The organism is Micromonospora sp. WMMD882, from assembly GCF_027497255.1.
Lineage (GTDB): Bacteria > Actinomycetota > Actinomycetes > Mycobacteriales > Micromonosporaceae > Micromonospora.
This window is the reverse complement of sequence record NZ_CP114903.1, coordinates 36,475-60,608: the sequence shown is the minus strand read 5'-3', so window position 1 is coordinate 60,608 and position 24,134 is coordinate 36,475. Positions and strand designations below refer to the sequence as shown.

At 73.0% G+C, this 24,134-nt stretch carries 21 protein-coding genes; 20 read left to right on the top strand and 1 reads right to left on the bottom strand.

Annotation, left to right across the window (positions count from 1 at the left end):
* The first annotated feature begins 177 nt into the window (after nt 1–177).
* From O7606_RS00280 to O7606_RS00245, 8 genes are all read left to right on the top strand, one after another.
* The gene (locus O7606_RS00280) at nt 178–1,701 is read left to right on the top strand and encodes an ABC transporter substrate-binding protein (protein WP_281596954.1); all 1,524 of its coding nucleotides are present in this window, start codon (nt 178–180) and stop codon (nt 1,699–1,701) included.
* A gap of 72 nt (nt 1,702–1,773) precedes the next feature.
* The gene (locus tag O7606_RS00275) at nt 1,774–2,715 is read left to right on the top strand and encodes an ABC transporter permease (protein ID WP_281596953.1); all 942 of its coding nucleotides are present in this window, start codon (nt 1,774–1,776) and stop codon (nt 2,713–2,715) included.
* On the top strand, nt 2,712–4,520 hold the full coding sequence (locus tag O7606_RS00270; RefSeq protein WP_281596952.1) for a dipeptide/oligopeptide/nickel ABC transporter permease/ATP-binding protein: 1,809 nt from the start codon (nt 2,712–2,714) through the stop codon (nt 4,518–4,520). The genes O7606_RS00275 and O7606_RS00270 overlap by 4 nt, the downstream gene beginning before the upstream one ends.
* Nucleotides 4,517–5,419, top strand: a complete 903-nt coding sequence (locus O7606_RS00265; protein ID WP_281596951.1) for an ATP-binding cassette domain-containing protein — start codon at nt 4,517–4,519, stop codon at nt 5,417–5,419. The genes O7606_RS00270 and O7606_RS00265 overlap by 4 nt, the downstream gene beginning before the upstream one ends.
* Before the next feature lie 30 nt (nt 5,420–5,449).
* Nucleotides 5,450–6,415 carry a sugar phosphate isomerase/epimerase family protein gene (locus O7606_RS00260; protein WP_281596950.1) on the top strand — a complete coding sequence of 322 codons (966 nt, stop codon included), beginning with the start codon at nt 5,450–5,452 and terminating at the stop codon, nt 6,413–6,415.
* Entirely contained in the window at nt 6,412–7,473 is a 1,062-nt protein-coding gene (locus O7606_RS00255) for a Gfo/Idh/MocA family oxidoreductase (RefSeq protein ID WP_281596949.1), read from the top strand. Before O7606_RS00260 ends, O7606_RS00255 begins: the two co-directional genes overlap by 4 nt.
* 1 nt (nt 7,474) lies before the next feature.
* Nucleotides 7,475–8,551 (top strand): Gfo/Idh/MocA family oxidoreductase, encoded by a 1,077-nt coding sequence (locus tag O7606_RS00250; RefSeq protein ID WP_281596948.1) that lies wholly within the window; start codon nt 7,475–7,477, stop codon nt 8,549–8,551.
* A gap of 630 nt (nt 8,552–9,181) precedes the next feature.
* Nucleotides 9,182–12,220: an AfsR/SARP family transcriptional regulator gene (locus O7606_RS00245; protein WP_281596947.1), complete on the top strand. Its 3,039-nt coding sequence runs from the start codon at nt 9,182–9,184 to the stop codon at nt 12,218–12,220.
* A 208-nt stretch (nt 12,221–12,428) separates the two neighbouring features.
* On the opposite strand, the gene O7606_RS00240 is transcribed toward O7606_RS00245, so the two are convergent.
* A complete protein-coding gene (locus O7606_RS00240; protein ID WP_281596946.1) occupies nt 12,429–12,626 on the bottom strand; it encodes a hypothetical protein in 198 nt (65 codons plus the stop codon).
* A gap of 187 nt (nt 12,627–12,813) precedes the next feature.
* Between O7606_RS00240 and O7606_RS00235 the strand changes: the two genes are divergently transcribed.
* From O7606_RS00235 to O7606_RS00180, 12 genes are all read left to right on the top strand, one after another.
* Nucleotides 12,814–13,644: a hypothetical protein gene (locus O7606_RS00235; RefSeq protein WP_281596945.1), complete on the top strand. Its 831-nt coding sequence runs from the start codon at nt 12,814–12,816 to the stop codon at nt 13,642–13,644.
* 122 nt (nt 13,645–13,766) lie between these two features.
* On the top strand, nt 13,767–14,018 hold the full coding sequence (locus tag O7606_RS00230; protein ID WP_281596944.1) for a phosphopantetheine-binding protein: 252 nt from the start codon (nt 13,767–13,769) through the stop codon (nt 14,016–14,018).
* A gap of 96 nt (nt 14,019–14,114) precedes the next feature.
* Complete coding sequence (locus O7606_RS00225) at nt 14,115–14,486, top strand: ectoine synthase (RefSeq protein ID WP_281596943.1); 372 nt, start codon at nt 14,115–14,117, stop codon at nt 14,484–14,486.
* An 86-nt stretch (nt 14,487–14,572) separates the two neighbouring features.
* Nucleotides 14,573–15,487, top strand: a complete 915-nt coding sequence (locus O7606_RS00220; RefSeq protein WP_281596942.1) for a pseudouridine-5'-phosphate glycosidase — start codon at nt 14,573–14,575, stop codon at nt 15,485–15,487.
* Nucleotides 15,484–16,179 (top strand): HAD family hydrolase, encoded by a 696-nt coding sequence (locus tag O7606_RS00215; protein ID WP_281596941.1) that lies wholly within the window; start codon nt 15,484–15,486, stop codon nt 16,177–16,179. The genes O7606_RS00220 and O7606_RS00215 overlap by 4 nt, the downstream gene beginning before the upstream one ends.
* A gap of 7 nt (nt 16,180–16,186) precedes the next feature.
* Nucleotides 16,187–17,782, top strand: coding sequence for an MDR family MFS transporter (locus tag O7606_RS00210; protein ID WP_281596940.1), 1,596 nt, complete (start codon nt 16,187–16,189; stop codon nt 17,780–17,782).
* Nucleotides 17,779–18,567: a hypothetical protein gene (locus tag O7606_RS00205; protein WP_281596939.1), complete on the top strand. Its 789-nt coding sequence runs from the start codon at nt 17,779–17,781 to the stop codon at nt 18,565–18,567. Before O7606_RS00210 ends, O7606_RS00205 begins: the two co-directional genes overlap by 4 nt.
* Before the next feature lie 69 nt (nt 18,568–18,636).
* Nucleotides 18,637–20,079: an AMP-binding protein gene (locus O7606_RS00200; protein ID WP_281596938.1), complete on the top strand. Its 1,443-nt coding sequence runs from the start codon at nt 18,637–18,639 to the stop codon at nt 20,077–20,079.
* A gap of 14 nt (nt 20,080–20,093) precedes the next feature.
* Complete coding sequence (locus tag O7606_RS00195; RefSeq protein ID WP_281596937.1) at nt 20,094–21,233, top strand: acyl-CoA dehydrogenase family protein; 1,140 nt, start codon at nt 20,094–20,096, stop codon at nt 21,231–21,233.
* Between the two features lie 44 nt (nt 21,234–21,277).
* Nucleotides 21,278–21,970, top strand: a complete 693-nt coding sequence (locus O7606_RS00190) for a transglutaminase-like domain-containing protein (RefSeq protein ID WP_281596936.1) — start codon at nt 21,278–21,280, stop codon at nt 21,968–21,970.
* Complete coding sequence (locus O7606_RS00185; RefSeq protein ID WP_281596935.1) at nt 21,970–22,740, top strand: glycosyltransferase; 771 nt, start codon at nt 21,970–21,972, stop codon at nt 22,738–22,740. Before O7606_RS00190 ends, O7606_RS00185 begins: the two co-directional genes overlap by 1 nt.
* A complete protein-coding gene (locus O7606_RS00180) occupies nt 22,737–24,134 on the top strand; it encodes a glycosyltransferase family 4 protein (protein ID WP_281596934.1) in 1,398 nt (465 codons plus the stop codon). Before O7606_RS00185 ends, O7606_RS00180 begins: the two co-directional genes overlap by 4 nt.

Genomic DNA, 24,134 nt, shown 5'->3' with positions numbered 1-24,134 from the left:
CCGACCGGAACCTGGCCAGCCGAGCACCGAGCAGCCGAACCCCCTACCGGCCGAACACCGACCAGCCACGAACCGACCGATCGACAACCTGACCGACCGACACCTGATCAGTCGACATTTCTCGCTTTCCGAGCAACGCCGACCGGGGGTGGCTTTGCCGTACCAGAAGGGAACACGGTGAAACTGAACCGTACGCTGACCGCAGCGCTCGCCGCGGTCGCTCTCGCCCTCGCCGGTTGCAGCGGTGGTGGTGGGGAGGCGGCCGAAGGATCTGCGTCCCAGCTCGTGCTGGGCAACAACGGCGACCTGCTGACCTGGGACCCCGCCGAGATGAAGGAAGGCGCGGTCATCCACTACGCGGAGGCGGTCTACGACCCGCTGCTGCGCAAGACACCCGAGTCGACCATCGAGCCCAACCTGGCCACCGGGTACGAGTACAACGACGACCTCACCGAGCTCACCCTGAAACTGCGCGAGGGCGTCACCTTCAGCGACGACACCGCCTTCGACGCCGAAGCCGTGAAGGTCAACATCGAGGCGCGGAAGAAGGGCGCGGGCAGCGCGTCCGAGGCGGCCCGGGCGATCGAACGCGTCGAGGTGGTCGACCCGACCACCGTCAGGCTGCACCTGAGCGAGCCGAGCCCCGGCCTGCTGGCCGGCCTCGCCACGTACCTGGGTTACATGGCCAGCCCCACGGCGCTGGCCGCCGGCGGGATCGCCACCACCCCGGTCGGCTCCGGGCCGTACCTGCTGGACGCCGGGAACTCGGAGAAGGGCGTGCGCTACACGTTCACCGCCCGGGAGGGCTACTGGAACCGGGACGCGTTCCCGTTCGAGTCCGTGGTGATCCGGCCGTACGAGGAGTTCACCGCCCGGTACAACGCGCTCACCACCGGCCAGATCCAGTTCATGTACGGCACCCCGGACATGGTGCCGAAGGCCGAGGCGGACGGGCTCACCGTGCAGACGGTGCCCGGTGAGTGGCAGGGCGTCATCCTCCAGGACCGGGCCGGCAAGGTCTCCCCCGCCCTCGGCGACGTGCGGGTGCGGCAGGCGATCAACCACGCGCTGGACCGCAAGGCCATCCTCGACACGCACTACGGCGGCCTCGGCCAGGTCTCCACGCAGACCTTCAACCCGGCCAGCGAGGCGTGGGTGCCGGCCCTGAACGAGCGCTACCCGTACGACCCGGCCAAGGCCAAGGAGCTGATCGCGGCGGCCGGCTTCCCGAACGGCTTCACCATCAAGATCTCGTTCAGCGAGGGCTTCATGTCCCCGCTGGTGCCGATCGTCGCGCAGTACCTCTCCGACGTGGGCATCAAGGTCGAGCAGGTGCCGGTCAACGGTTTCGCCAACGGCGGCCTGGAGACCCTGAAGAGCCAGCCGGCGTTCATGCTGTCGTTCTCCACGAACATCCCCGCCTGGACGGACGTGCTGAACAAGCTCACCCCGACGTCGCTGTGGAACAACTTCCAGTACACCGACGAGACGGTGACCCGGCTGCTGCGGGAGATCCCGGCGGCCCAGGGTGACCAGCAGGCCGCCCTCTACCAGGAGCTGAACACGCACCTGGTGGAGCAGGCCTGGTTCGCGCCGATCGTCACGCAGGAGAACGTCTACCTCTCCAAGCCGGAGATCGACGTGACCATGCAGCAGGCGCAGCTCATGCCCAGCCTGCGGTTCTTCGCCCCGGCCGAGTGACGCCACGCCGGGCGGGTCGGACGCCAACCGACCCGCCCGGTGGTCCCCCAGCTCTTCTAGGAGGTTGCCGGCATGCTGAGCTTCGTCACTCGGCGCCTGGCCATGGGCCTGCTGTTGGCGTTCACCGTCGTCACGGGGATGTTCTTCTTCCTCATGCTGACCGGGTCCGACCCGGCGCGGGGCGCGCTCGGCCTGTACGCGACCGAGGAACAGGTCGCGACCCGGCGCGAGCAGCTCGGCCTGGACCGGCCGGTCGTCGAGCAGTACCTGGACTGGCTGTTCAGCGCCCTGCGGGGTGACCTGGGCACGTCCGCGGCGCAGAACACCGAGGTGATCGACCTGATCGTCAGCCGGCTGCCGGTGACCGTCTCGCTCGCGCTGGGCGCGGTGCTGGTGGCGGCGGTGCTGGGCATCGCCCTCGGCCTGCTCGCGGCGACCCGGCCGGGCAGCTTCGACCGGGTGCTCCAGGTGGTCATGGTGCTCGGGTTCAGCCTGCCGAACTTCTGGGTGGCGATCATCCTGGCGCTGGTCTTCGCGGTGCGACTGCGGCTGTTCCCGGCCACCGGGTACGTGCACCTGCAGGACTCGCCGAGCGGCTGGCTGCTGTCCATCACCCTGCCGATCGTCGCGCTGTCGATCGGCTCGATCGCCGCCATCGCCCAGCAGCTCCGCAACTCGGTGATCACCGTGAACAACCAGGACTACGTCCGTACGCTGCGCAGCCGGGGCCTGTCGACGCGGAACATCCTGCTCACCCACGTGCTGCGCAACGCGGCCCCGCCCGCGTTGACGATGCTGTCGTTGCAGTTCATCGCGGCGATGAGCGGCGCGGCGATCGTGGAGCGGGTGTTCGGCCTCCAGGGCATCGGCGCGGTCGCGATCAACGCCTCCGGCAACAGCGACGTCCCGGTCATCATGGGCGTGCTGCTCTTCACGGTGCTCGTCGTCGTCCTGGTCAACCTCGCGGTCGACATCGTCTACGCCGCCCTCAACCCGAAGGTACGGACCACATGAGCGCCGACGTGACCGCCGGCGCGGGCCTGACGTTCCGGAGAGCTCGCGCCTTCCTCAGCAACCCGATGGGCGTGGTCGCCGGCGGCGTGCTGCTGGCCATCGTCCTGGCAAGCCTCCTCGCGCCCCTGCTCGCCCCGCAGGACCCGAACCTGGTGGTGCTCGCCGAGGCGCTGCGCCCGCCGAGCGGCGACCATCCGCTGGGCACCGACGGCAACGGCCGCGACATCCTGAGCCGGCTGCTGTGGGGTGGCCGGGTCAGCCTCCAGGCCGGCACGATCATGGTGGTCACGGCGATCCTGTGCGGGGTGCCCGCCGGCCTGCTCGCCGGCTACCACGCGAAGTGGTTCGACGGGCTGGCGAGCTGGTTCTCCAACATGCTCATGTCGCTGCCGGAGATCCTGATCATCATCGTGGTGATCGCTTCGCTGGGCAGCGGCCTCGCCCCGACGATGATCACCCTCGGCGTGCTGGCCTCGCCGGACCTCTTCCGGCTCACCCGGGCCGCCGTGATCGGCGTACGCGAGGAGTTGTACTTCGACGCGGCACGCGTCGCCGGCCTCTCCGACCTGCGGATCATCTTCCGGCACGTGCTGTCGGTGGTGCTGGGGCCGGTGCTGGTGCGCTGCTCGTTCATCTTCGGCATGGCCATCATCGTCCAGTCCGGCCTGGAGTTCCTCGGCTTCGGCGACCCGGAGCGGCCGAGCTGGGGCGGCGAGCTGAGCAACGCCTTCCAGAACTTCCAACGCGCGCCCGAGCTGGTCGTCGCCCCGGGTGTCGCCATCGGCCTCACCGTGATGGCGTTGGTGCTGGTCGGGGCGGCCCTCGCCGACTCGCTCGGCACCGGCCGCCGACGCCGGGCCCGCCGGGCCACGCTGCCGGCGGCGACGCTGCCGGCCGCCACCCCGCCCCCGGCGACGCTGCCGGCGGTCACCACCGACGCCCCGGCCGCGCCGGATCCGTCCGACGTCCCCGACGACGTCCTGCTGCGCGTGGAGCAGCTCGCGGTGCGGTACGTCGCCGAGGACGGCGCCACCAAGACCGTCGTCCGGGACGTGTCCCTGCACGTCGCCCGGGGTGAGGTGCTCGGCCTGGTCGGGGAGTCCGGGTCCGGCAAGTCCCAGACGTCGTTCGCGATCCTCGGTCTCCTCCCGCCGGAGGCCCAGGTCGCGGCCCGGCAGCTCGCCCTCGGCGGCCGGTCGCTCGTCGGGCTGCCCGAGCGGGAGATGCAGAAGCTGCGCGGCCAGCGGATGGCGTACGTCCCGCAGGAGCCGATGTCGAACCTGGATCCGTCGTTCACCGTCGGCGCGCAACTGACCAAGCCGATGCGCCGCAAGCTGCGGCTGTCCCGCCGGGAGGCCACCGAGCGGGCGTTGGGCCTGCTCGACCGGGTCGGCATCCCCGACCCGGCCCGCACCATGGCCGCGTACCCGCACCAGCTCAGCGGGGGCATGGCCCAGCGGGTCCTGATCGCCGGCGCGGTCTCCTGCGACCCGGAGCTGCTGATCGCCGACGAGCCCACCACCGCGCTCGACGTCACCGTGCAGGCCGAGGTGCTGGAGCTGCTGCGGGACCTGCAACGGGAACGCGACATGGGGCTGATCCTGGTCACCCACAACCTGGGCGTGGTCGCCGACATCTGCGACCGGGTGGCGGTGATGCGCGACGGCCTGGTGGTGGAGCAGCGCCCGGTCGCCGACCTGTTCGCCGACCCCCGGCACGAGTACACCCGCATGCTGCTGGACTCGACCCTCGAGGACGCCCCGCCCCGGGCGGGGCGTCCGCGCCGTCAGGAGGCGTCCCGGTGACCGCCGACCACAGCGCCGACAAGCCCGCCGGCGAAACCCCCGCCGCCGACAGCCCCGACCGCCCCGCCGCCGACCGCGCCGACACCGCCCTGCTCGACGTGCGTGACCTCAACGTCGTCTACCGGGGGTCCGGCTGGCGTCGACCGTCGTTCCACGCGCTGCACGACGTGTCGATGCGGATCGGGGCCGGCGAGACCGTCGGCCTGGTCGGCGAGTCCGGGTCGGGCAAGACCACGCTCGGTCGCGCGCTGCTGGGCCTCGCCCCGGTCAGCAGCGGCACGGTCACCTTCGACGGCGTCGACATCACCCGGGCCGGTCGGCGGGCCCGCCGGGCGCTCAGCCGCGACATCCAGGTCGTCTTCCAGGACCCGTACTCGTCGCTGAACCCGGCGATGTCCGTGGCGAGCATCCTCGCCGAGCCGCTGCGGGCGCAGGGCGCGTCCCGCGCGGACGCCGCCGTACGGATCGGGGAGCTGCTCGGGCAGATCGGCCTGACCGCCGACGCGGGACGCCGCTACCCCCGGGAGTTCTCCGGCGGGCAACGGCAGCGCATCGCCATCGCGCGGGCGCTCGCGCTGCGACCCCGGCTGATCGTCTGCGACGAGCCGGTCAGCGCCCTGGACCTCTCCACCCAGGCCCGCATCCTCGACCTGCTCATCGACATCCAGGAACAGACCGGCGTGGCGTACCTGTTCGTCTCGCACGACCTGTCGGTGGTGCGTCACGTCTGCCACCGGGTCGCGGTGATGCTCAAGGGTCGCATCGTCGAGACCGGTGACGGCGACGCCGTCACCTCCGCGCCGCGGCACCCCTACACGCGGCGGCTGCTGATGGCCTCGCCCATCCCCGATCCGGTACGCCAGGCGGAGCGCCGCCGCCGGTACGCCGCCCTCACCTGACCCATCCCGACCAGAGAAAAGGACGTCTCCGTGCAGTTCGGATTCAGCTCGTACTCCTTCTACCAGCACCTGCGCACCGGCCGGATGAGCCTGTTCGACGTCATCGACTGGATCGGCGCGAGCGACGCCACCCACATGGAGATCGCGACGGTGTCGCTGTCGCCGGAGATCTCCAACGACACCTCCACGCTCGACCAGGACCCGGCGTTCGTGGCCGAGGTGAAGGCCCGCGCCGCCGACCGGGGCGTCACCCTGTCCAACCTGGTCGTCCCGGCCGACCTGCTCGGCGACGACGCGGCCCGGCAGATGGCGCGGGTCAAGCGGCACCTGGACGTGGCCGCCGAGCTGGGCATCGGGCTGTTCCGGCACGACGTCGCCCGGTGGGCGCACCGGGCGACGGACATCGCCGACTTCGAGGCGCTGATGCCCCGGATGGTGGAGGCGTGTCAGGAGATCGCCCGGTACGCCGCCCAGTACGGCATCACCACCAGCGTGGAGAACCACGGCCTGCTGGTGAACGGCGGCGAGCGGGTACGGCGGCTCATCCACCTCGTCGACGAGCCGAACTTCAGGACCACGCTGGACGTCGGCAACTTCATGTCGGTCGACGACAACCCGGTGGTGTCGGTGGCGGAGAACGCCAGGTACGCCAGCATCGTGCACCTGAAGGACTTCTACGTCCGTACCCGGTACCCGGGTGAGGGTTGGCACCACACGCCCGGCGGGGTGTACCTGCTCGGCTCGATCGTCGGCTACGGCGACCTGGACATGCCGCGGATCGTGCGGGGCATCGTCGCGGCGGACTACGACGGGTTCATCTCCATCGAGTTCGAGGGCATCGAGGAGTGCCTGATGGCCAACCCGATCGGCCTGGCCAACGCCAAGCGCCTCTTCGCCGAGGCCCAGGCCGGGGCCGACGCCGCCGGGGCCGACGCCGCCGGGGTCGCCGGGGCCGGGGCCGCCAGCGCCGGGACCGCCGCCGGGGCGGCCCGGTGAGCCGGCTCGGCGTCGGCGTGATCGGGGCCGGCAGCATCGCCGACATGCACCTGGCCGCGTACGCCGCGAACCCCCGGGTCCAGCTCGCCGGCGTGTACGACCTCAACCAGGACCGCGCCGCGCAGAAGGCGGAGACCTTCGGCGTGGCCCGGTCGCATCCGACCCTGGACAGTCTGCTCGCCGACCCGGACGTCGACGCGGTGAGCGTCTGCACCTGGAACGACAGTCACGCCGAGATCGCCACCGCGGCCCTGGACGCCGGCAAGCACGTGCTGGTGGAGAAGCCGCTGAGCCGTACGGTCGTCGAGGCCGACGCGCTGGTGGCGGCGGTCGAACGCAACGACCGGCACCTGGAGGTCGGTTTCGTCAGGCGGTTCGGGGCCAACGCCCGGGTGCTCAAGTCGTTCGTGGACGACGGTCTGCTCGGGCCGGTCTACCACGCGCGGGCCACCAACATCCGTCGGCTCGGCAACCCGGGCGGCTGGTTCGCCGACAGCGGACGCTCCGGGGGCGGCCCGCTGATCGACATCGGCGTGCACGTGCTGGACCTGTGCTGGTACTTCATGGGCACCCCGAAGGCGGTCACGGTCAGCGCGGTCACCCACAACCGGCTGGGCAACCGGGCGAACGTGACGTCGCTGTCCCGGTACAAGGTGGCCGACTACGACCCGTCCCGCAACGACGTGGAGGACTTCGCCGCCGCCCTGGTCCGCTTCGACAACGGCGCGTCGCTGACCCTGGAGACCAGCTACTCCCTGCACGCGCTGGAGGACCGGCTGGAGGTGGCGGTCTTCGGGGAGCGCGGCGGGGCGCAACTCGAACCGAAGCTGCGGATCGCCACCGAGCTGGCCGACACCATGCTGAACGTGGACCCGCAGATCGACCACCTGTCGTTCGACTTCGCCGCGGGCTTCGCCGCCGAGATCGACCACTTCGTGGCGCTCTGCCTCGGCGGGGCCGAGCAGGTGGCCCCGGTGTGGCACGGCGCTGAGGTCATGCGGATGCTCTCCGGCGTCTACGAGTCGGCGCGCACCGGCCGAGAGGTCAGGCTCGACTGACATGGTCCACCAGCGCGAGACGGTACGGGTGGGGGTGCTGGGCTGCGGGAACGTCAGCTCCCGGTACGTGGCGAACCTGGCCGGCCAGCCGGAGGTCACCGTGGTGGCCTGCGCCGACGCCGACCCGGCGCGGGCGCGGGCGCTCGCCGCCACCCACCAGGTGCCGCAGGTACGGTCGGTCGACGAGCTGCTGACCGGTCCGGGGGTCGACCTGGTGCTCAACCTGACGCCGCCCCGGGCGCACGCCGACCTGACCCTGCGGGCGTTGGACCACGGCCGACACGTCTACACGGAGAAGCCCCTGGCCACGTCGCTGGCCGACGCCCGCTGCATCGTGGAGACCGCGCAGGCGAGGTCGCTGCGGGTGGGCGCCGCCCCGGACACGTTCCTCGGGGCCGGGGCGCGGGCCTGCGCGAAGCTGATCGCGGCGGGCCGGATCGGCGTACCGGTGTCGGTGAACGCGACGATGATGAACGCCGGCCCGGAACGCTTCCACCCGGAGCCGGAGTTCCTCTACCAGGAGGGCGCCGGCCCGCTGTTCGACATCGGCCCGTACTACCTGGCGGTGTTGACCGCGCTGATGGGCCCGGTGGCCCGGGTGGGCGCGCTCGGCGCGACCCCCCGCGCGGAGCGGACGGTGCTGACCGGCCCCCGCGCCGGCGTCACCTTCGAGGTGGGCACGTTCACGCACGTCACCAGCGTGCTGGAGTTCGCCTCGGGGGCGTTGGGCACGCTGGTGACGAGCTTCGACGTCGCCGCCACCCGCGCCCCGCACCTGGAGATCCACGGTACGGAGGGCACGATCGTCGCCGCCCAGGCCAACTCGTGGGGCGGTCCGGTGCTGGTCAAGGGCAAGGGTGACGCCGACTTCACCGAGGTGGTCGCCGGGCCGACCGCGGCCGACGGTTTCATGGGCATGGGCCTGGTCGACCTGGCCCGCTCCATCCTCACCGACCGCCCCGCCGCAGCCACCGCCGCCCGCGGCTTCCACATCCTGGAGATCCTCACCGCCATCTCCACCTCCGCCCACACCAACGGCCGCTTCACCCCCGTCCACTCCACCCTCACCGCTCCCTAACCCCCACCCCCTCACCAACAGACTGCCGTTCGTGGAGATCCACTAGCAGCAGTCAGCGTCCGGCGGGCGTCGAGGTCGTCGAGGGGCGGCGCGTTGAGGCGCGCGGTCAGCTCCATGACCAGCCGTACGCGCTCCGCGAAGGCCCGGGACCCGGGGGTTCGCGTTCGTGGGCGGCGTCCGTCGCGCGCCAGCCGATCCGGTCAGGGCGGGTCGTGACGCCGCGCGTGCCCCGCCGAGTCCCGCTGACCGGGACGACCCTTCCGGGCAGCGGTAACGACGTGCGACAGGGAAACGGCGGCGCTCCTTTACTACCGGCGCTTCTTCCCGTCGTCCCGATCCTGCTTACTTTTCTGACGTGATTGTCGGACCGGATCGACCCGTCGGCCATCTTTTTCATGTGCAATACGTCTTTCAGGGACAAGTCGCACCCACGCTCCCGTGGACGTGGCCCGTCCCGTCGCCGCTCCGGGCGTCGGGCGACGGCCGCGCCTACAACCAGAGCATCCGACCACCCAACGAATCCATTCCCATCGAACAGATAGTTCTCACTATCGTTAATCGTCGATACAAACGTTCCAATGGCGTATTGTTGGCCAACAGATCACTCACTGCCGGCGGGGGAGAGACTGGATGGGTCTGCGACTACTCGGCCCGGTGGAGTTGATCAATGGCGACCGGCCGCTGAAGCTGAGCGGAACGCGCCAGCGGATCGTCCTCGCGGTGCTGGGCCTCAACATCAACCGGGTGGTCCCGGTGGACCAGCTCATCGACGCGGTGTGGGGGGCCGACCCACCCACCACCGCCCGCGGCCAGATCCAGATCTGCATCTCCGGGCTACGTCGCCTCTTCGAGGACGCCGGCCGGGCCCAGGCGATCAGCACCCGCCCGCCGGGCTACCTCCTCCAGTTGGAAACCGCCGAGGTGGACAGTCTCCACTTCGCCGCGCTGGTCGCCGACGCCCGCCGGCAGGTCGACGCGGGCGCGAAGACCGAAGCCGTCCGGAGCCTGCGGACGGCGCTCGCGCTGTGGCGCGGCGACCCGCTCTCCGGAGTGCCCAGCGAGCAGGTCCAGCGGGCCGCCACCGTCCTGGCCGAGCAGCGGCTCGCCGCCCTCGAGGCACGCATCCAGCTCGACCTGGAGCTGGGCGCGCACCAGGAGGCGGTCAGCGAGTTGCAGGGCCTCGTCGGGGACCATCCGCTCCGCGAGCGGCTGCACACCTTCCTCATGCTCGCGCTCTACCGGTGCGGCCGGCAGGCCGACGCGCTCAAGGCCGCCCGCCAGGCCCGGACGGTGTTCGCCGACGAGCTCGGACTCGACCCGAGCGAGGAGCTGCAACGCCTGGAGCGGGCCGTCCTGCAACGCGACCCGTCGCTCGGGACCGTCGACGAACAGCCGCCACCCAGCGCGCCGCCGGCCACCCCGAAGTGGACGCCACCGCCCCCGCGCAGCGCCCCGGCGGTGCTGCCACGACAGCTTCCGGCCAGCATCATCGACTTCGTCGGGCGGGAGCGGCAGCTCGACCGGATCCGCCAGCTCCTCGGCCGGGATCCGGACGGCGACCAGGCCGGCCCCGGGATGCCGATCGTGGTCGTCTCCGGGATGGCCGGGGTGGGTAAGTCGAGCCTCGCCATCCGCGCCGCCCACGAGCTCAGCGACCACTACCCGGACGGTCAGCTCTACGCCGACCTGCGCTCCTGGGACCGGCAGGACCACACCGCGAAGCTGCTCGCCCGGTTCCTGCGCGCCCTCGGCGTCAACGGCTCCGCCATCCCCGACGGGGTGGAGGAACGCGGCGAGCTGTACCGCAGCATGCTCTCCGGCAAGCGGCTGCTCCTGGTCCTCGACGACGTCCCGCCGGACATCCCGATCCTGCCGCTGCTGCCCGGCAGCTCGTCCTGCGCGGTCGTGGTCACCAGCCGGGTACGCCTCACCGGCCTGCCCAGCGCGCGCCTGGTCGACCTGGGCGTCTTCGACCTGGCCCAGTCACTGGAGATGCTCACCGCGATGGTCGGCCCGGAGCGCGTCGAGGCCGGTCACGACGACGCCGCCGAGCTGGCGAACCTCTGCGGTGGCCTGCCGCTGGCCCTGCGGATCACCGGGGCCCGGCTGGCCTCCCGCCCGCACTGGCGGTTGAGCGGCCTGGTGCACCGGCTCCGGGACGAGGCCAAACGACTCGACGAGTTCACCCACCACGGGCTGGAGCTGCGCTCCAACATGGAGCTGGCGTACCGGGCGCTGGACGACGCGGCGCAACGACTGCTCCGGCTCTGCTCGGTGATGCGCGCCCCGGACTTCCCGAGCTGGACCGCCGCCGCCCTGCTGGACAGCAGCAGCGCCATCGAGGCCGAGGACATCCTGGAGAGCCTGGTCGACGCCCAGTTCGTCGACATCGTGCAGTTTCCGGACGCGGCGCCGCGCTACCGCCTGCACGACCTGGTCCGGGTGTACGCGGCCGAGAAGCTGGCCGAGGTGGAGACCGACGAGGAGCGTACGGCGGCGCTGGCCCGGGTGCTCAGCGGCTGGCTGGCCCTCGCGGAGGAGGCGCACCGCAGCACCTACGGCGGCAGCTACACCACCCTGCACGGCACCGCCCCCCGGTGGCGCATGGACCGGGCCGACGCCGCGGCGCACGTCGGTGACCCGGCGGACTGGTGGGAGGCGGAACGGCGGGCGCTGATCGTCGCCGTCCGGCAGTCCGCCGACGCCGGTCTGGCGGAGCTCTGCTGGGACCTGGCGTTGACCTCGGTCAGTCTCTTCGAGGCCAAGGGGTACTTCGACGACTGGCGGGAGTGCGGCACCACCGCGTACGCCGCCGCCGAGCGGGCCGGCAACCGGACCGGCATGGCGGCGATGCGTTACTCCCTCGGCACCCTGCACATGTTCCAGGGCCGGCTCGCCGAGGCGGACGCCTGCTTCACCACCGCCCTGGAGATCTTCACCGCCGAGGGCGTGGAGTACGGCGGCGCCCTGGTGCTGCGCAACGCCGCGCACATCGACCGGCTGCGCGGGGACACCACGTCGATGCTGACCCGGTACGAGCAGTCCCTGGAGATCATGCGCCGGGTCGGTGACCGCATCGGCGAGGCGCACATCATGCGCAGCCTGGCCCAGCACCGGATGGACGGCGGCGACCACCGGGGCGCGCTCGAGCTGCTCGACCGGGCGCTGACCATCTGCCAGGAGACCGGGTGCCTGCGCGTGGAGGCGCAGGTGACCCACCGGTTCGCCGAGGTCTACCTGGCCACCGACCAGATCGAGCTGGCCCGGCAGGCGCTGCACCGGGTGCTGCGGATCGTGCGGGACACCGGGGACCGGATCGGCGAGATGCACGCCCTGTACGGTCTGGGGCTGCTCCGGCACCGGGAGGGTCGGCCGGACAACGCCGCGATGATCCTGACCCACACGCTGGAGCGGTCCCGTCGGCTCGGCGAGCGACTGATCGAGGCCCGGGCCCGGTACTCCCTCGGCGAGATCGCCCTGGGCACCGGTCGGGTGAGCGTCGGGGTGGCGCACCTGCGGGCGGCACGTGACCTGTTCCAGCAGCTCGGCTCGACGCTGTGGTACGAGCGGGCCTGTTCGCTGCTGGCCGAGGCGGACCTGCTTCCCGAGGAACCGCCGTCGAGCGACGGCGCCGCCGGGCTGGCCCGGCAGGTCCCGCTCCCCGCCTGAGACAAGCCGCCCGGCGCGCCCGGGCCGGTGACCGGCGGGCTCCTGCTCGGCGGCGCTCCTGCTCGGCGGCGCTCGGCGCGGCCGGGTCGGTGGGTGGCGGTCGGCGCAGCCCGGGGAGGGGCGCGGGTCCGTCGGCGGCCCGGGCGTGCCGGGACGTGCCGAGGGGCGCCCCCACTGGGGGCGCCCCTCTCGGGCTGGCCGGGTCGGTTCACCAGTGGGTGTCCGCCACGCAGACGCCCAGCTCGACGCTCCAGTGGGTGTCCTGGGGGCAGGTTCCGCCCGCCAGCGGGGCGTCCGACCCGGCGCCCCCGGTGAGGGCGGCGCCGAAACCGATGATCGCGGCGAGCGCGGCGGTGGCGAGGACGGACCTGACGGTGGTGGCGAAGGACATGCGGGTGACGGACATTTTCGTTCCCTCCAGATGCGGTCTCCGCCGTGGCGGTGTGCCATCACCAGACCGTCTTCCCCTATCGACCCGGCCTCCGTTCGTTGTTCGGGCGTCGTGCGCGATCGATAGTCCTTCGAAGGCGGCTCGATAGGAACGACGCCCAACGTGTGGATCGCAGCCGAGACCACCACGGAGGGAGCGTCCGATGGACAGCCTCATTCCCCGCCTGTGCGCCGATCCGCTATCGGACGCCGAGGCGGTGGACCCTGTCGACCTGGTGACCGAGCGGCTGATGACCGGCGCGACGTCCCCGCTGTCGACGGACATCGGGGACCGGCTGGGATGCCCCCGGCCGGCCCGTCCGGAGACGCCCGGGGACCGGGTCGCGTTCCACACGGCCGTCCTGGCGGCCCTGGCCGCCCGCCACCTGCTCGGCCCGGAGGTGGTCACCGCGTCGGTCATCGGACCGGGACGCGCCGTCCACATCCACGCCATGGTGATCGCCCGGTACGTCTCCTGGGTCAGTCTCGTCTCGGTCTTCCTCACCGATCAGGTGGCGACGCCGGACGGGGCGACCAGCACCACCACGACGCCGGACGGGGACGCCCTCGACGCCCGGACGGTCGACGAGCTGGACCTGGCCGGCATCACCCTGACCCGCGCCGACTCACCGGCGGAGGCCGTCTTCGGGGCGAACCTGGTGATCGTCGTCGGGGCGGCCGACCGGCTCCCGTGCCCGGGCCCGCCGCCGCACCTGGCGAAGGGCGCGCTGCTGGTCAACGCGTCCGGCCACGACCTGCCGCCGATGCTGGCCAACCAGATCGACCAGGTGTTCGTGGACGACCTGTCCCTGGTCGGGTCGGCCGCCGCGCACGGCCTGGCCCGACCGGCGCACGCCCGGATCCACCCCCAGCCGTGCTACCGGCTGGTCGGCGACCTTCGTCAGGTGGTGCGCGGCGAGCACGTCGGACGGACCGACCAGGAGCAGGTGCTCCTCGTCGAGTTACTGAGCAGCGCCGTTCCCGCGCCCCGCTGACCGCGGGCGCGCCCCGGACCGCCCTGGCGCCCCCCAGGGCACCCGCACCAGTCACCGCGGCCTCCCGCCCCGGTGGTTCCCCTCAGCACCGCCGACCGGCGGCCTGGCGAAAAGGAGCACCGATGTCCCACGAAGCCGAGATCCGGCAGTTCATCGTCAGCGCGTTCGCCCCCGACATCCCGCTCGACCAGCTCCCGGACGACCTGGACCTGCTGGACACCGGGATCGTCGACAGCCTCGGGTTGTTGCGGCTCATCGCCTGGGTGGGCGACCGCTACCGCATCCCGATCGAGGACCAGGACATCTCGCCCGCCCAGTTCAGCTCGGTGGCCTCGATCGCCTCCTTCGTCGACGGCGCCCACAGCCTCGTCTGATCCCGCCACCCCGACCGACCGCCACCGCACGTCCACGTCCCGTGCACAGCAGCGCACACGTCCGTCACCAGGCGTCAGGACAGAAGGGAAACCACCATGATCGTCAAGACCAGGTCCGAGGTTCCGGCCGTCGACTGGGGCAACGGCACCAGCTTCCGGCTCCTCGTCGAGAAGGACAACCTGGGCTTCGCCGTCGCCCACACCGTGGTCGCCGCGGGCTCCAAGTCCCCGCTGCAGTACCGCAACCACCTGGAGGCCTGCTACTGCATCTCGGGCAGCGGCCGGGTCATCGCCGACGGGGTCACCCACGAGATCGCGCCGGGCGTCATCTACGCCCTCGACCAGCACGACGAGCACTTCCTGATCGCCGACCCGGAGCAGGACATGGAGCTGATCAGCGTGTTCAACCCGCCGCTGCGCGGCGACGAGCGGCACAACTTCGACGCCAACGGGTTCTCCGAGTACTGAAGCGGCCCCGGCGCGGGCGGGCAGGTCCCGCCCGCGCCGGACCGGCCCGTCCCCCGCCACCCCTACCTAGTGACGAAGGAGCACCGATGAACGAGTACTTCTCGCTCTCCGAGGAGGTCGCCGAGGCGCTGGCCGCCGGGCAGCCCGTGGTGGCCCTGGAATCCTCGGGAGTGGTCCACGGCCTGAGCTACCCGCTCAACCTGGACACCGCGTTGGACATCGACAAGACCATCCGGGCGGGGGGCGCGGTGCCGGCCCGGACCGGCATCGTGGACGGCCGGTTCGTCGTCGGCATGTCCGAGGAGCAGGTCGCGCTCTTCGCCACCACGCCGGACGTGCCGAAGGTCGGCACCCGGGACATCGGCCCGACGCTGGCCGGCGGCGGGCACGGCGGCACCACCGTCTCGGCCGCCCTGGTCGCCGCCGCGCAGGTCGGCATCGACGTGTTCGCGGTGGCCGGCATCGGCGGCGTGCACTTCGGCGCCGAACGCAGCTTCGACATCTCGGCGGATCTGGTGGAGTTCACCAGGCACCGGATCGCGGTGGTCTGCGCCGGGGCGAAGTCGCTGCTGAACCCGGCGCTGACCATGGAGTACCTGGAGACCCTCGGGGTGCCGGTGGTCGGCTACCGGTGCGACGACTTCCCGGCGTACTACAGCGTCTCCAGCGGGGTCCGCAACCCGCGCCGGATCGACGACCTGACCGAGCTGACCGAGGCGATCCGGCTGCACTGGGCGGTCGGCAACAGCGGCGGGTTCCTGGTCACCCACCCGATCAGCGAGCTGGACGCGCTCCCCGCCGACGAGGTCTACGCGCTGGTCCGCGAGGTCCAGGCCGAGGCGGAGGCGGCCGGCGTGCAGGGACCGGCGATGACCCCGTACATCCTCAGCCGGGTGTCGGCGGCGACCAGGGGCCGCACCGCCGCGGCGAACCGCTCGGTGCTGCTGTCCACCAGCGCCGTCGCCGCCGAGGTCGCGGTGGCGTTGAAGGAGCGGTCGTGACCACCGCGATCCTCTTCGACGTGGACGGCACCCTGGTCGACACCCCGGCCGGGATGACCACCGTGTTGCGGACGGTGGTCACCGAACACGGTCGCAGCGCCACCGACGAGCAGATCCGCCGGACGGTCGGTCGTCCGCTGACCGCCTCCTGCGCCACCCTGCTCGCGCTCCCCGCCGACCACCCCGACGTGGCACGGGCCGCGGACCGGGTCCGGGAGCTGTTCACCGAGACGGTCATCCCGTCCGCCGCCCGGCTGGTCTTCCCCGGGGTGCCGGAGCTCCTCGCCGAGCTGCGCGACCGGGGGCATCCGCTGGGGGTGGTCACCAGCAAGGTACGGCGCAGCGCCGTCGAGCTGCTGGCCGCCACCGGGCTGCTCGACGCGTTCGACACCCTCTCCTGTCACGGCATGGCCGAACGCGGCAAGCCGCACGCCGACCTGGCGTTGCTGGCCGCCGACGCGCTCGGGGCGCCGCCGGCCCGCTGCGTCGTCGTCGGCGACGCGGTGGACGACGTCCGGATGGCCAACTCCGCCGGGATGGCCGCGTTCGGCGTCACCACCGGGGTGGCCACCCGGATCGAGCTCCTGCTGGCCGGCGCCCGCGCGGTCTTCGCCGGCCCGGTCGCGCTCCGCGCGGCCCTGCTCACCGACACTGCTCACCGTTCCGTTCCACTCGACCTCAGCCAGAGGTGATCCGACCATGTCCCGCACCATCCGGTCCGCGCCCGTACCCGGTACGTCGGCGTCTCCCGCCGCCACGCTGGCCATCCTGGCGATCGCCCAGTTCCTGATCGCCCTCGACTACTCCATCGTCTACATCGCGCTGCCCCGGATCGGGGCGGAGTTCAGCCTGACCGAGAGCACCATCCAGTGGGTGGTCAGCGGGTACGCGGTGTTCTTCGCCGGGTTCCTGATCGTCGGCGGCCGGGCCTCCGACCGGTTCGGCCCCCGGAACCTGTTCGTGGTGGCGATGGCGGCCTTCGGGATCGCCGCGCTGGCCGGCGGGCTCGCCACCGCGCCGGCGCTGCTGCTGGTGGCCCGCGCGGTGCAGGGCGTCGCCGCCGCCGCCCTCCAGCCGGCGGTCATCGCCCTGATCAACACCTCCTTCGCCGCCGGGCCGGCCCGCAACCGGGCGCTGGGGGTCTGGGGTACGGTCGGCGCGTCCGGCCTGGCCGCCGGAGTGGTGATCGGCGGGCTGCTGAGCACCGTCTCGTGGCGCTGGGTCTTCCTGATCAACCTGCCGCTCGCGTTGATCTGCGCGATGGGCGCGCCCCGGCTGCTGCCCCGGCTGCGCGCCTCGTCCACCGGACGCGGCCAGCTCAACGTGCCCAGCGCGGTGCTGTGCACCGCCACCGTGCTCGCCACCGCGCTCGCCCTCACCTGGGCCTCCAGCCACGGCTGGACGTACCCGGGGACGCTCGGCGCGTTCGCCGCCGCCGTCGTCGGGTTGGTCGGGTTCGTCCTGCGGGAGCGGCACAGCGCCCAACCGCTTGTCGATCCGCTGCTGCGTCGGACCCGGTCGCTGCTGGTCGGTTGCGGGGCGACCGCGCTGTACATGGCGAGCGTCGGCAACCAGTTCTTCGTGCTCACCCTGCTGCTCCAGCAGTTGCGCGGGTACGGCCCGATCGCGGCCGGCATGGCGTTCCTGCCGATGGCGGTGGCGATCGCGGTGGCGAACTCGGTGGCGGCCCGGATCGTCGCCCGCCTCGGCGTCCGGCTGGCCCTGACCCTGGCGTTCATCGGCAACGCGGCCGGACTGCTGCTGCTGGCGGCGCAGGTGCACGGCGAGAGCTACCTGATCCACCTGCTGCCCGGACTGCTGATCACCGGGTTCGCGCACGGCGTCACGTACGTGTCGATGTTCATCGCCGGCACCGCCGACGTGGACGACCGCAACCAGGGCGTCGGCAGCGCCCTGATGACCACCGCCCAGTACATGGCCGGCGCGCTCGGTATCGCGGTGCTGGTGCTGGTGCTCGGCGTGGACCCGGGGCCGGGCAGCTTCGGCGCGGCGTTCGTCACGACCGCCCTGGCCGCGGCGGCCGGCGCGGCGCTGGCGTGGTTCGGCCTGCCCCGCCGGGCCAGGCCGGACGCCACCCCGACCGGCGACGACGCCCCGGACCGGACGACCGGCGACGGCACGCCGCTGACGGACGCGGCGGCGCCCGGACCGTCGACGCCCGCCGGGGCGCCCGGACCGTCACCCACCGGGGCGGACCCGGCCGACGGGTCCGGTGGCCGGGCCTCCCGGCTGCCGCACGCGATGGCCGCGCCGGCCGAGGGGAGCCGGTCGTGAGGGCCCCGGCCTGGGTCGCCCAGCTCGGCGTGCTGGTGGTGCACAACGACCCGGTGGTGGAGGCGGAGCTGTGGGGCCGGGCCCCGGCCGGGGTCACCGTGCACGCCGCCCGGTTCGAGAGCCCGACCAGCGGCGGAGCCGAGTACACCGAGGAGACCTGGCAGCACCTGATCGCCCAGCCGGACGTCCGGCGCGGGTTGGCGCAGCTCGGCCAGATGGACCTGACCGCGATCTGCCTGTGCTTCGCCTCGGCGAGCTTCTTCGGCGGCCTGGAGTTCGACTCCGGCTTCGCCGCCGCCGGGACCGATCTGGCCGGTGGCACCCCGGTCTACACGGCCGGGGAGGCGATCCGGGCCGGGCTGACCGAGGTGGGGGCGCGTCGCCCGCTGGTGCTGGTGCCGCCCTGGTTCACCACGCCGACCTTCGCCGCCACCCGGCGGTACCTGGCGGCCGGCGGGTTCGAGGTGGCCGGGTTGCTGCACTACCGGCTCGACGACGGCTGGGACGGGGTGGCCGCGCACCGGATCTTCGACCGGGGCGGGCGCTGGACGGTCGACCCGGACGAGGTCTGCCGGCAGGTGGCCGCCCGCTTCCCGGCCGACGCCGACGGGGTGCTGATCCCCGGCAGCGGGTTCCGTTCCTGGGACGCGGTGGCCCGGCTGGAGGAGACCCTCGGCGTGCCGGTGGTCACCTCCAACCAGTCCTGCCTGCGCCGGCTGTTCACCATCGCCGGCCTGGACCGGACCGTGCCGGGCGGCGGCCGACTGGTCGACGCCGCCGCCTGACCCTCGCTCCCTCCCCGACCGCGTGACGAAAGACCTACCGACGCGACGACGAACGACAGGAGACGCACCGTGCCCACCAGATCGTTCTGCACCGCCTTCACGGAACAGGTCCACCGCGCGCCCGACGCCCCGGCGTTGTCCTGGGCCGGCGGCCAGCTCAGCTACCGCGAGCTGGCGCGCCGGGTCCAGGACGCCGGGGAGGCGCTGGCCGCCCTCGCGCTCGACCCGGCGCACCCGCTCTGCGTGCCGGCGGAGAAGTCCCCGGAAACCATCGCCCTGCTGATCGCCGCGTTCGCGGCGGACCGCCGGGTGCTGCTGCCCTCGGCCTCGCTGGGCGCGGAGGCGCTGGCCCGGCTCTGTGCCGAGGTCGGCGCGGCCCACGTCCTGCGGGCCACCGCCGACGGCGTGACGGTCCGGCCCAGCGGGGCCCGGGGCCGCCCGCTGCCCGGGGTCGGGCTGCTGCTCACCACCTCCGGCTCGACCGGCACGCCGAAGGTCGTCGACCTGGCCGCCGGGGGCGTGGACGCCTTCCTCGGCTGGACGGCCGACACGTTCGGCATCGAGGTCGGGGCGCGGGTGCTCAACTACGCGCCGCTCAACTTCGACCTGTGTCTGCTGGACGTGTGGGCCGCGCTCGCCGGCGGGGCCTGCGTGGAGCTGGTGGACCCGGAGCGGGCCGTGGAGGGGCCCTGGTTGACGGCGTTCTGCCGGGACCGGGCGCCGACCGTGGTGCAGGCCGTCCCGTTGTTCTTCCGGCTGGTCACCGAGGGCGGTGACCGGTTCCCCGAGGTGCGGGAGGTGCTGCTCACCGGGGACGTGGTGCCGGCGGCGCTGCTGGACCGGATCGTGACGGCCTTCCCCAACGCCCGGTTGTGGAACGTCTACGGCTGCACGGAGACCAACGACAGTTTCCTGTACCGGGTGGACCCGGCCGAGGTGGCGGCCCGGGGCGTGATGCCGATCGGTCACCCGATCGACGGGGTCGAGGTGTCCGTGGTGGACGCCGACGGCGTGGAGCTGGTCGGCGCGGGCGTCGGCGAGCTGGTGGTCCGTACCCCGTTCCGGGCCCGTGGCTACCTGGACGCCCGGTTGGACGGCGAGCGGTGGCGGGACGGCTGGTTCCGCACCGGCGACCTGGTGCGGCGGGACGCCGACGGGCTGTTCTTCCTCGTCGGCCGCAACGACCACCAGGTGAAGGTGCGGGGCGTCCGGACGAACCTCCAGGAGGTGGAGCAGGTGCTGCTCGCCCACCCGGAGGTCCGGGAGGCGGCGGTGGTGGCCGTCCCGCACCCGGAGGCCGGCGCCGTGCTGCACGCGGTGGTCCGCCGGTCGCCGGCTTCCGAGCTGAACGGGCTGCACCTGCGGCTGCACTGCGCCGCCGCGCTGCCCCGTACCGCGATTCCCGGCGCGTTCGAGGTGCTCGACGAGGCGCTGCCCCGGACGTCCACCGGCAAGGTCGACCGCACCGTCCTGCGCGAGCGTCGCCGTCCGGCGCTGGCCGCCACCCCCTGAGGAGGGCTGACGTCATGATCAACTGGACCGAGGAGCAACGCGACCTGCGGGCCCTGGCCGAGGAGCTGGGCGCGGCGGCGGGCGAGGGGCACCTGGAACGCGACGCCGACCGCGAGTTCGGCAGCGCGGGATGGAAACTGATCCGGGAGACCGGCCTGCTCGGCCTGCCGTTCGACGAGCGGTGGGGCGGGCTCGGCCAGGACCTGCTCACCACCATGTACGTGCTGGAGGGGCTGGGGTACGCCTGCCGGGACGGGGGTTTCAGCTTCTCCGTCTCCACGCACATGGTGAGCACCGGGGTGCCGCTGCAACGGTTCGGCTCCGCCCACCTGAAGGAGCGCTACCTGACCCGGGTCTGTGACGGGTCGGTCATCGGGGCGCACGCGATCACCGAGCCGTCCGGCGGCTCCGACGTGATGTCGATGCGGACCACCGCGGTCCGCGACGGCGACGAGTACGTGCTCAACGGCAGCAAGGCGTTCGTCACCAACGGCCCGATCGCCGACGTGATCGTGGTGTACGCGCTGACCGGCAAGCGGGGCAGCCCGGCCGCGCTCACCGCGTTCCTGGTGGACCGGGACACGCCCGGCCTGGTGGTGGGGCCGCCGGTGGCGAAGATGGGGTTGAGCACGTCGCCCTTCTCGGAGCTGTTCCTCGACGACTGCCGGGTTCCGGCGGCGAACGTGGTCGGCTCCCCCGGCGCCGGTTTCCTGGTGATGGACCACGTCATGAAGTGGGAGATCCTCTGCTCCTTCGTGATCAACGTCGGGGAGATGCAGCACCGGCTGGAACGCTCCGTCGAGTACGGCCGCTCCCGTACCCAGTTCGGCCAGAAGATCGGCTCCTTCCAGTCGGTGTCGAACCGGCTCGCCGACATGCACATCTCGGTGGAGACCTCCCGCAAGTGGCTCTACGACACCGCGCAGCGGCACGTCAACGGCGAGAACGTCACCTTCGACATCGCCGCCAGCAAGCTGGTCACCAGCGAGAACAACGTCGCGTCCGCGCTGGCCGCCGTCCAGATCTTCGGCGGGTACGGCTACACCAGCGAGTACGGCCTGGAGAAGGACCTGCGCAACGCGGTCGCCGGCACCATCTACTCCGGCACCTCGGACGTCCAGCGGCAGCGGATCGCCCGGATGCTCGGCCTCTGACCTTCCCGCACCCCCACCACCCCTTTCGGAGGAGGACCGTCACGATGTCCACGACCGTCATCGACCCCACCCTGCTCGACCCGACCGAGTTCCTCGACCACGACTCCCCCGTGGTGCGCGACCTCGTCGCCCGGACGCTGCCCGACGGCGGCGCGGGGATGACGCCCACCGAGCGGGCCGTCGCCCTCTACTACGCCGTCCGGGACGGCATCCACTACGAGGTGTACGGGGCGGACCTGTCCCGGCACGGCCTGAAGGCCAGCTCCACCATCACCCGGGGGATGGGCTTCTGCGTGCACAAGTCCATCGTGTACGCCGCCGCGGCGCGGGCGGTGGGCGTACCGAGCCGGATCTACTACGGCGACGTCCGCAACCACCTCGCCTCGCCCCGGCTGGAGGAGCTGATGGGCGGCAACCTGTTCACCTTCCACAGCCTGACCGTGGTGCACCTGGACGGCCGGTGGGTCCGGGCGACCCCGGTGTTCAACAAGATGCTCTGCCGGCTGTACCGGATCAGGCCGCTGGAGTTCGACGGCCGGACCGACTCGATGTACCACCCGTACGACGACGAGGGCCGCCGGCACATGGAGTTCCTGCACGAGCACGGCGAGTTCGACGACGTCCCGTACGACCTGGTGGTGGGTGGCATCCGCGCCAACCACCCGAAGCTGTTCGCCAGCCAGCACACCACGGCCCGGGGTTCCCTGGTGGCCGACGCGACCCAGGGGGGTGTCTGATGAGCCCGCTGACCCGGGGCCGGGCCGTTCCGGCCCCCCGGGACCAGGTCGACCTGGAGCTGGTCGTGCCGGCGTTCAACGAGGCGGCCCGGCTGCCCGCCACCCTCGCCGAGGTGACCGGCTACCTGGCCGGTCAGCCGTGGCGGTCCCGGGTGGTGGTGGTCGACAACGGCAGCACCGACGACACGGCCACCTTCGTGGCGGCCCGGGACTGGGACGCCGAGGTGGTGGTGGTCGGTTGTTCCCGGCCCGGCAAGGGCGCGGCGGTCCGGCGGGGCATCACCGGCAGCTCGGCCCGGTTCGTCGGGTTCATCGACGCCGACCTGTCCACGCCGGTGCCGACCCTGAGCCGGGCGGTCGCCGAGCTGGAGGCGGGCGCGACGGCGGCGATCGCGTCCCGGCACGCCCCCGGGGCCGCGTTGGCCCGCCCGCAGCCGGTCACCCGCCGGATCGGCGGCGCGGTGTTCCGGGCGATCGCCCGGCGGCTCGTCCCGGGGGTGTACGACACCCAGTGCGGTTTCAAGATCTTCGACCGGTTGGCGGTGCAGTGGGCGCTGCGCCACTGCCAGGTCAGCGGGTTCGCGTTCGACGTGGAGCTGCTGCGCCGCATCCACCGGGCCGGTGGGCGGATCGCCGAGGTCCCGGTGGTGTGGACCGACGACGAGCGGTCCACGTTCCGTCCGGTGCGGGACGGGCGGGCGGCCTTCGCCGACCTGTTCCGCCTCTACCAGGCCGACCTGCTCGACCTCGCCCGGGCGGGCGCGCGGTGAGCGCGCCCCGCCCGGCCCCGGCCGGCCGCCGGGTGCTGGTGGTGAGCGGGTACGACGTACGGCGTCCCCGCGCCGGCGACGCGGAGCGCTACCTGCACGAGATCACCCGCCGCTGGGTGGCGGGCGGCGTCGCGGTCACCTGGGTGTGTCCGGGGGCGCCGGGCGTGCCCGCCGAGGAGACCGTCGACGGGGTACGCGTCCACCGGGGCGGCCTGTCCGGCACGGTCGCCCGACTGGTCCGGCGGGGCGTCGGGTTCGACGCGGTCCTGGACGCCACCGGCCGGTTGGCCGACCCGCTGCCGCTGGGCGGCGGCCGGTCGGCGCCGGTGATCGAGGTGCTGCACCGGGCGCCCCGGCGGCCCGCCGGCCGGTGGGGCCGGTTCCTCGCCGACCGGCGGGGCCGGGTCGACCGGGCCCGGGTGGCCCTCTCCCCCTCGGCCCGGCACGACCTGCGCCGCCGGCACCGCCTCCAGGGCCCGATCTTCGTCGTGCCGCCCGGCGCGCCGACGCCCATACGGGCGGTCGGGGAACGCGCCGTGGTGCCGACCGTCGTGGTCGACGCCGACCTGGTCGCCGGGGAACGGATCGAGCTGCTGCTCGGGGCGCTGCCGGCGGTCGTCGACGCGCTGCCCGGCCTGCGGGTGGAGATCCTCGGCGGCGGGCCCGAGCTGGGTCGGCTGCGCCGGCTCGCCGCGCACGACCGGCTGGCCGGGACGGTGACCCTGCACGGCCGGGTCACCGACGCCGACCGGGACGGCTGGTGGCGGCGCGCCTGGGTGACCGTCTGCACCGCCGACGGCGGCAGCGGCGCCCGGCTGCTGACCGCCGCCGGGTACGGGGTGCCGGGCGTCGTGCTGGCCGCGCCCGGGGTGCTGGACTTCGTCCGCGCCGGTCGCACCGGGTACGTCGTGGACTCCCCGGACCAGCTCGCGGCCACCCTGACCGGTCACCTGACCGAGCTGGGCGACGACGAGGTCGCCGGCCGGTTCGCCGCGGCCTGCCGGGCCTGGGCCGGTCGGTTCAGCTGGGAGCGCAGCGCCGCGCTGCTGGCCGGGGTGGTCGAGCACCAGATCCGGGTGGCCGGGTCCGATCTGGCCCGCCGCCGCTCGGCCCGCCCCGACATCGCCACCCTGGTCCGGGTGCCCGGGGGCGGGTCGGTGCCGGCCGGGGCGCTGCGGCCGACCGACGAGGTGGCCACGGTGGACGGGCAGCTCAGCGTCCTGCTCAACGGCTGCGACGAGGTCGACGCGTTCGCGGTGCTGACCCGTCTCGGCGTCACCGGGGCCGAACTCCGCCTGGCCGGGCACGACGACCTGCTGGTCGGCCCGCACCCGCTCCCGCCGGCCCTGGCCGGCGCCCCCCACCACCGTCCACTCGCGTTCGACAGGAGTTGA

Bases quoted from the DNA above. Each gene is read 5' to 3' on its own strand.
- O7606_RS00185 (WP_281596935.1), top strand. From the start codon at position 21,970: ATGAGCCCGCTGACCCGGGGCCGGGCCGTTCCGGCCCCCCGGGACCAG.
- O7606_RS00245 (WP_281596947.1), top strand. From the start codon at position 9,182: ATGGGTCTGCGACTACTCGGCCCGGTGGAGTTGATCAATGGCGACCGG.
- O7606_RS00190 (WP_281596936.1), top strand. From the start codon at position 21,278: ATGTCCACGACCGTCATCGACCCCACCCTGCTCGACCCGACCGAGTTC.
- O7606_RS00230 (WP_281596944.1), top strand. From the start codon at position 13,767: ATGTCCCACGAAGCCGAGATCCGGCAGTTCATCGTCAGCGCGTTCGCC.
- O7606_RS00250 (WP_281596948.1), top strand. From the start codon at position 7,475: ATGGTCCACCAGCGCGAGACGGTACGGGTGGGGGTGCTGGGCTGCGGG.
- O7606_RS00220 (WP_281596942.1), top strand. From the start codon at position 14,573: ATGAACGAGTACTTCTCGCTCTCCGAGGAGGTCGCCGAGGCGCTGGCC.
- O7606_RS00225 (WP_281596943.1), top strand. From the start codon at position 14,115: ATGATCGTCAAGACCAGGTCCGAGGTTCCGGCCGTCGACTGGGGCAAC.
- O7606_RS00235 (WP_281596945.1), top strand. From the start codon at position 12,814: ATGGACAGCCTCATTCCCCGCCTGTGCGCCGATCCGCTATCGGACGCC.
- O7606_RS00195 (WP_281596937.1), top strand. From the start codon at position 20,094: ATGATCAACTGGACCGAGGAGCAACGCGACCTGCGGGCCCTGGCCGAG.
- O7606_RS00210 (WP_281596940.1), top strand. From the start codon at position 16,187: ATGTCCCGCACCATCCGGTCCGCGCCCGTACCCGGTACGTCGGCGTCT.
- O7606_RS00270 (WP_281596952.1), top strand. From the start codon at position 2,712: ATGAGCGCCGACGTGACCGCCGGCGCGGGCCTGACGTTCCGGAGAGCT.
- O7606_RS00240 (WP_281596946.1), bottom strand. From the start codon at position 12,626: ATGTCCGTCACCCGCATGTCCTTCGCCACCACCGTCAGGTCCGTCCTC.
- O7606_RS00275 (WP_281596953.1), top strand. From the start codon at position 1,774: ATGCTGAGCTTCGTCACTCGGCGCCTGGCCATGGGCCTGCTGTTGGCG.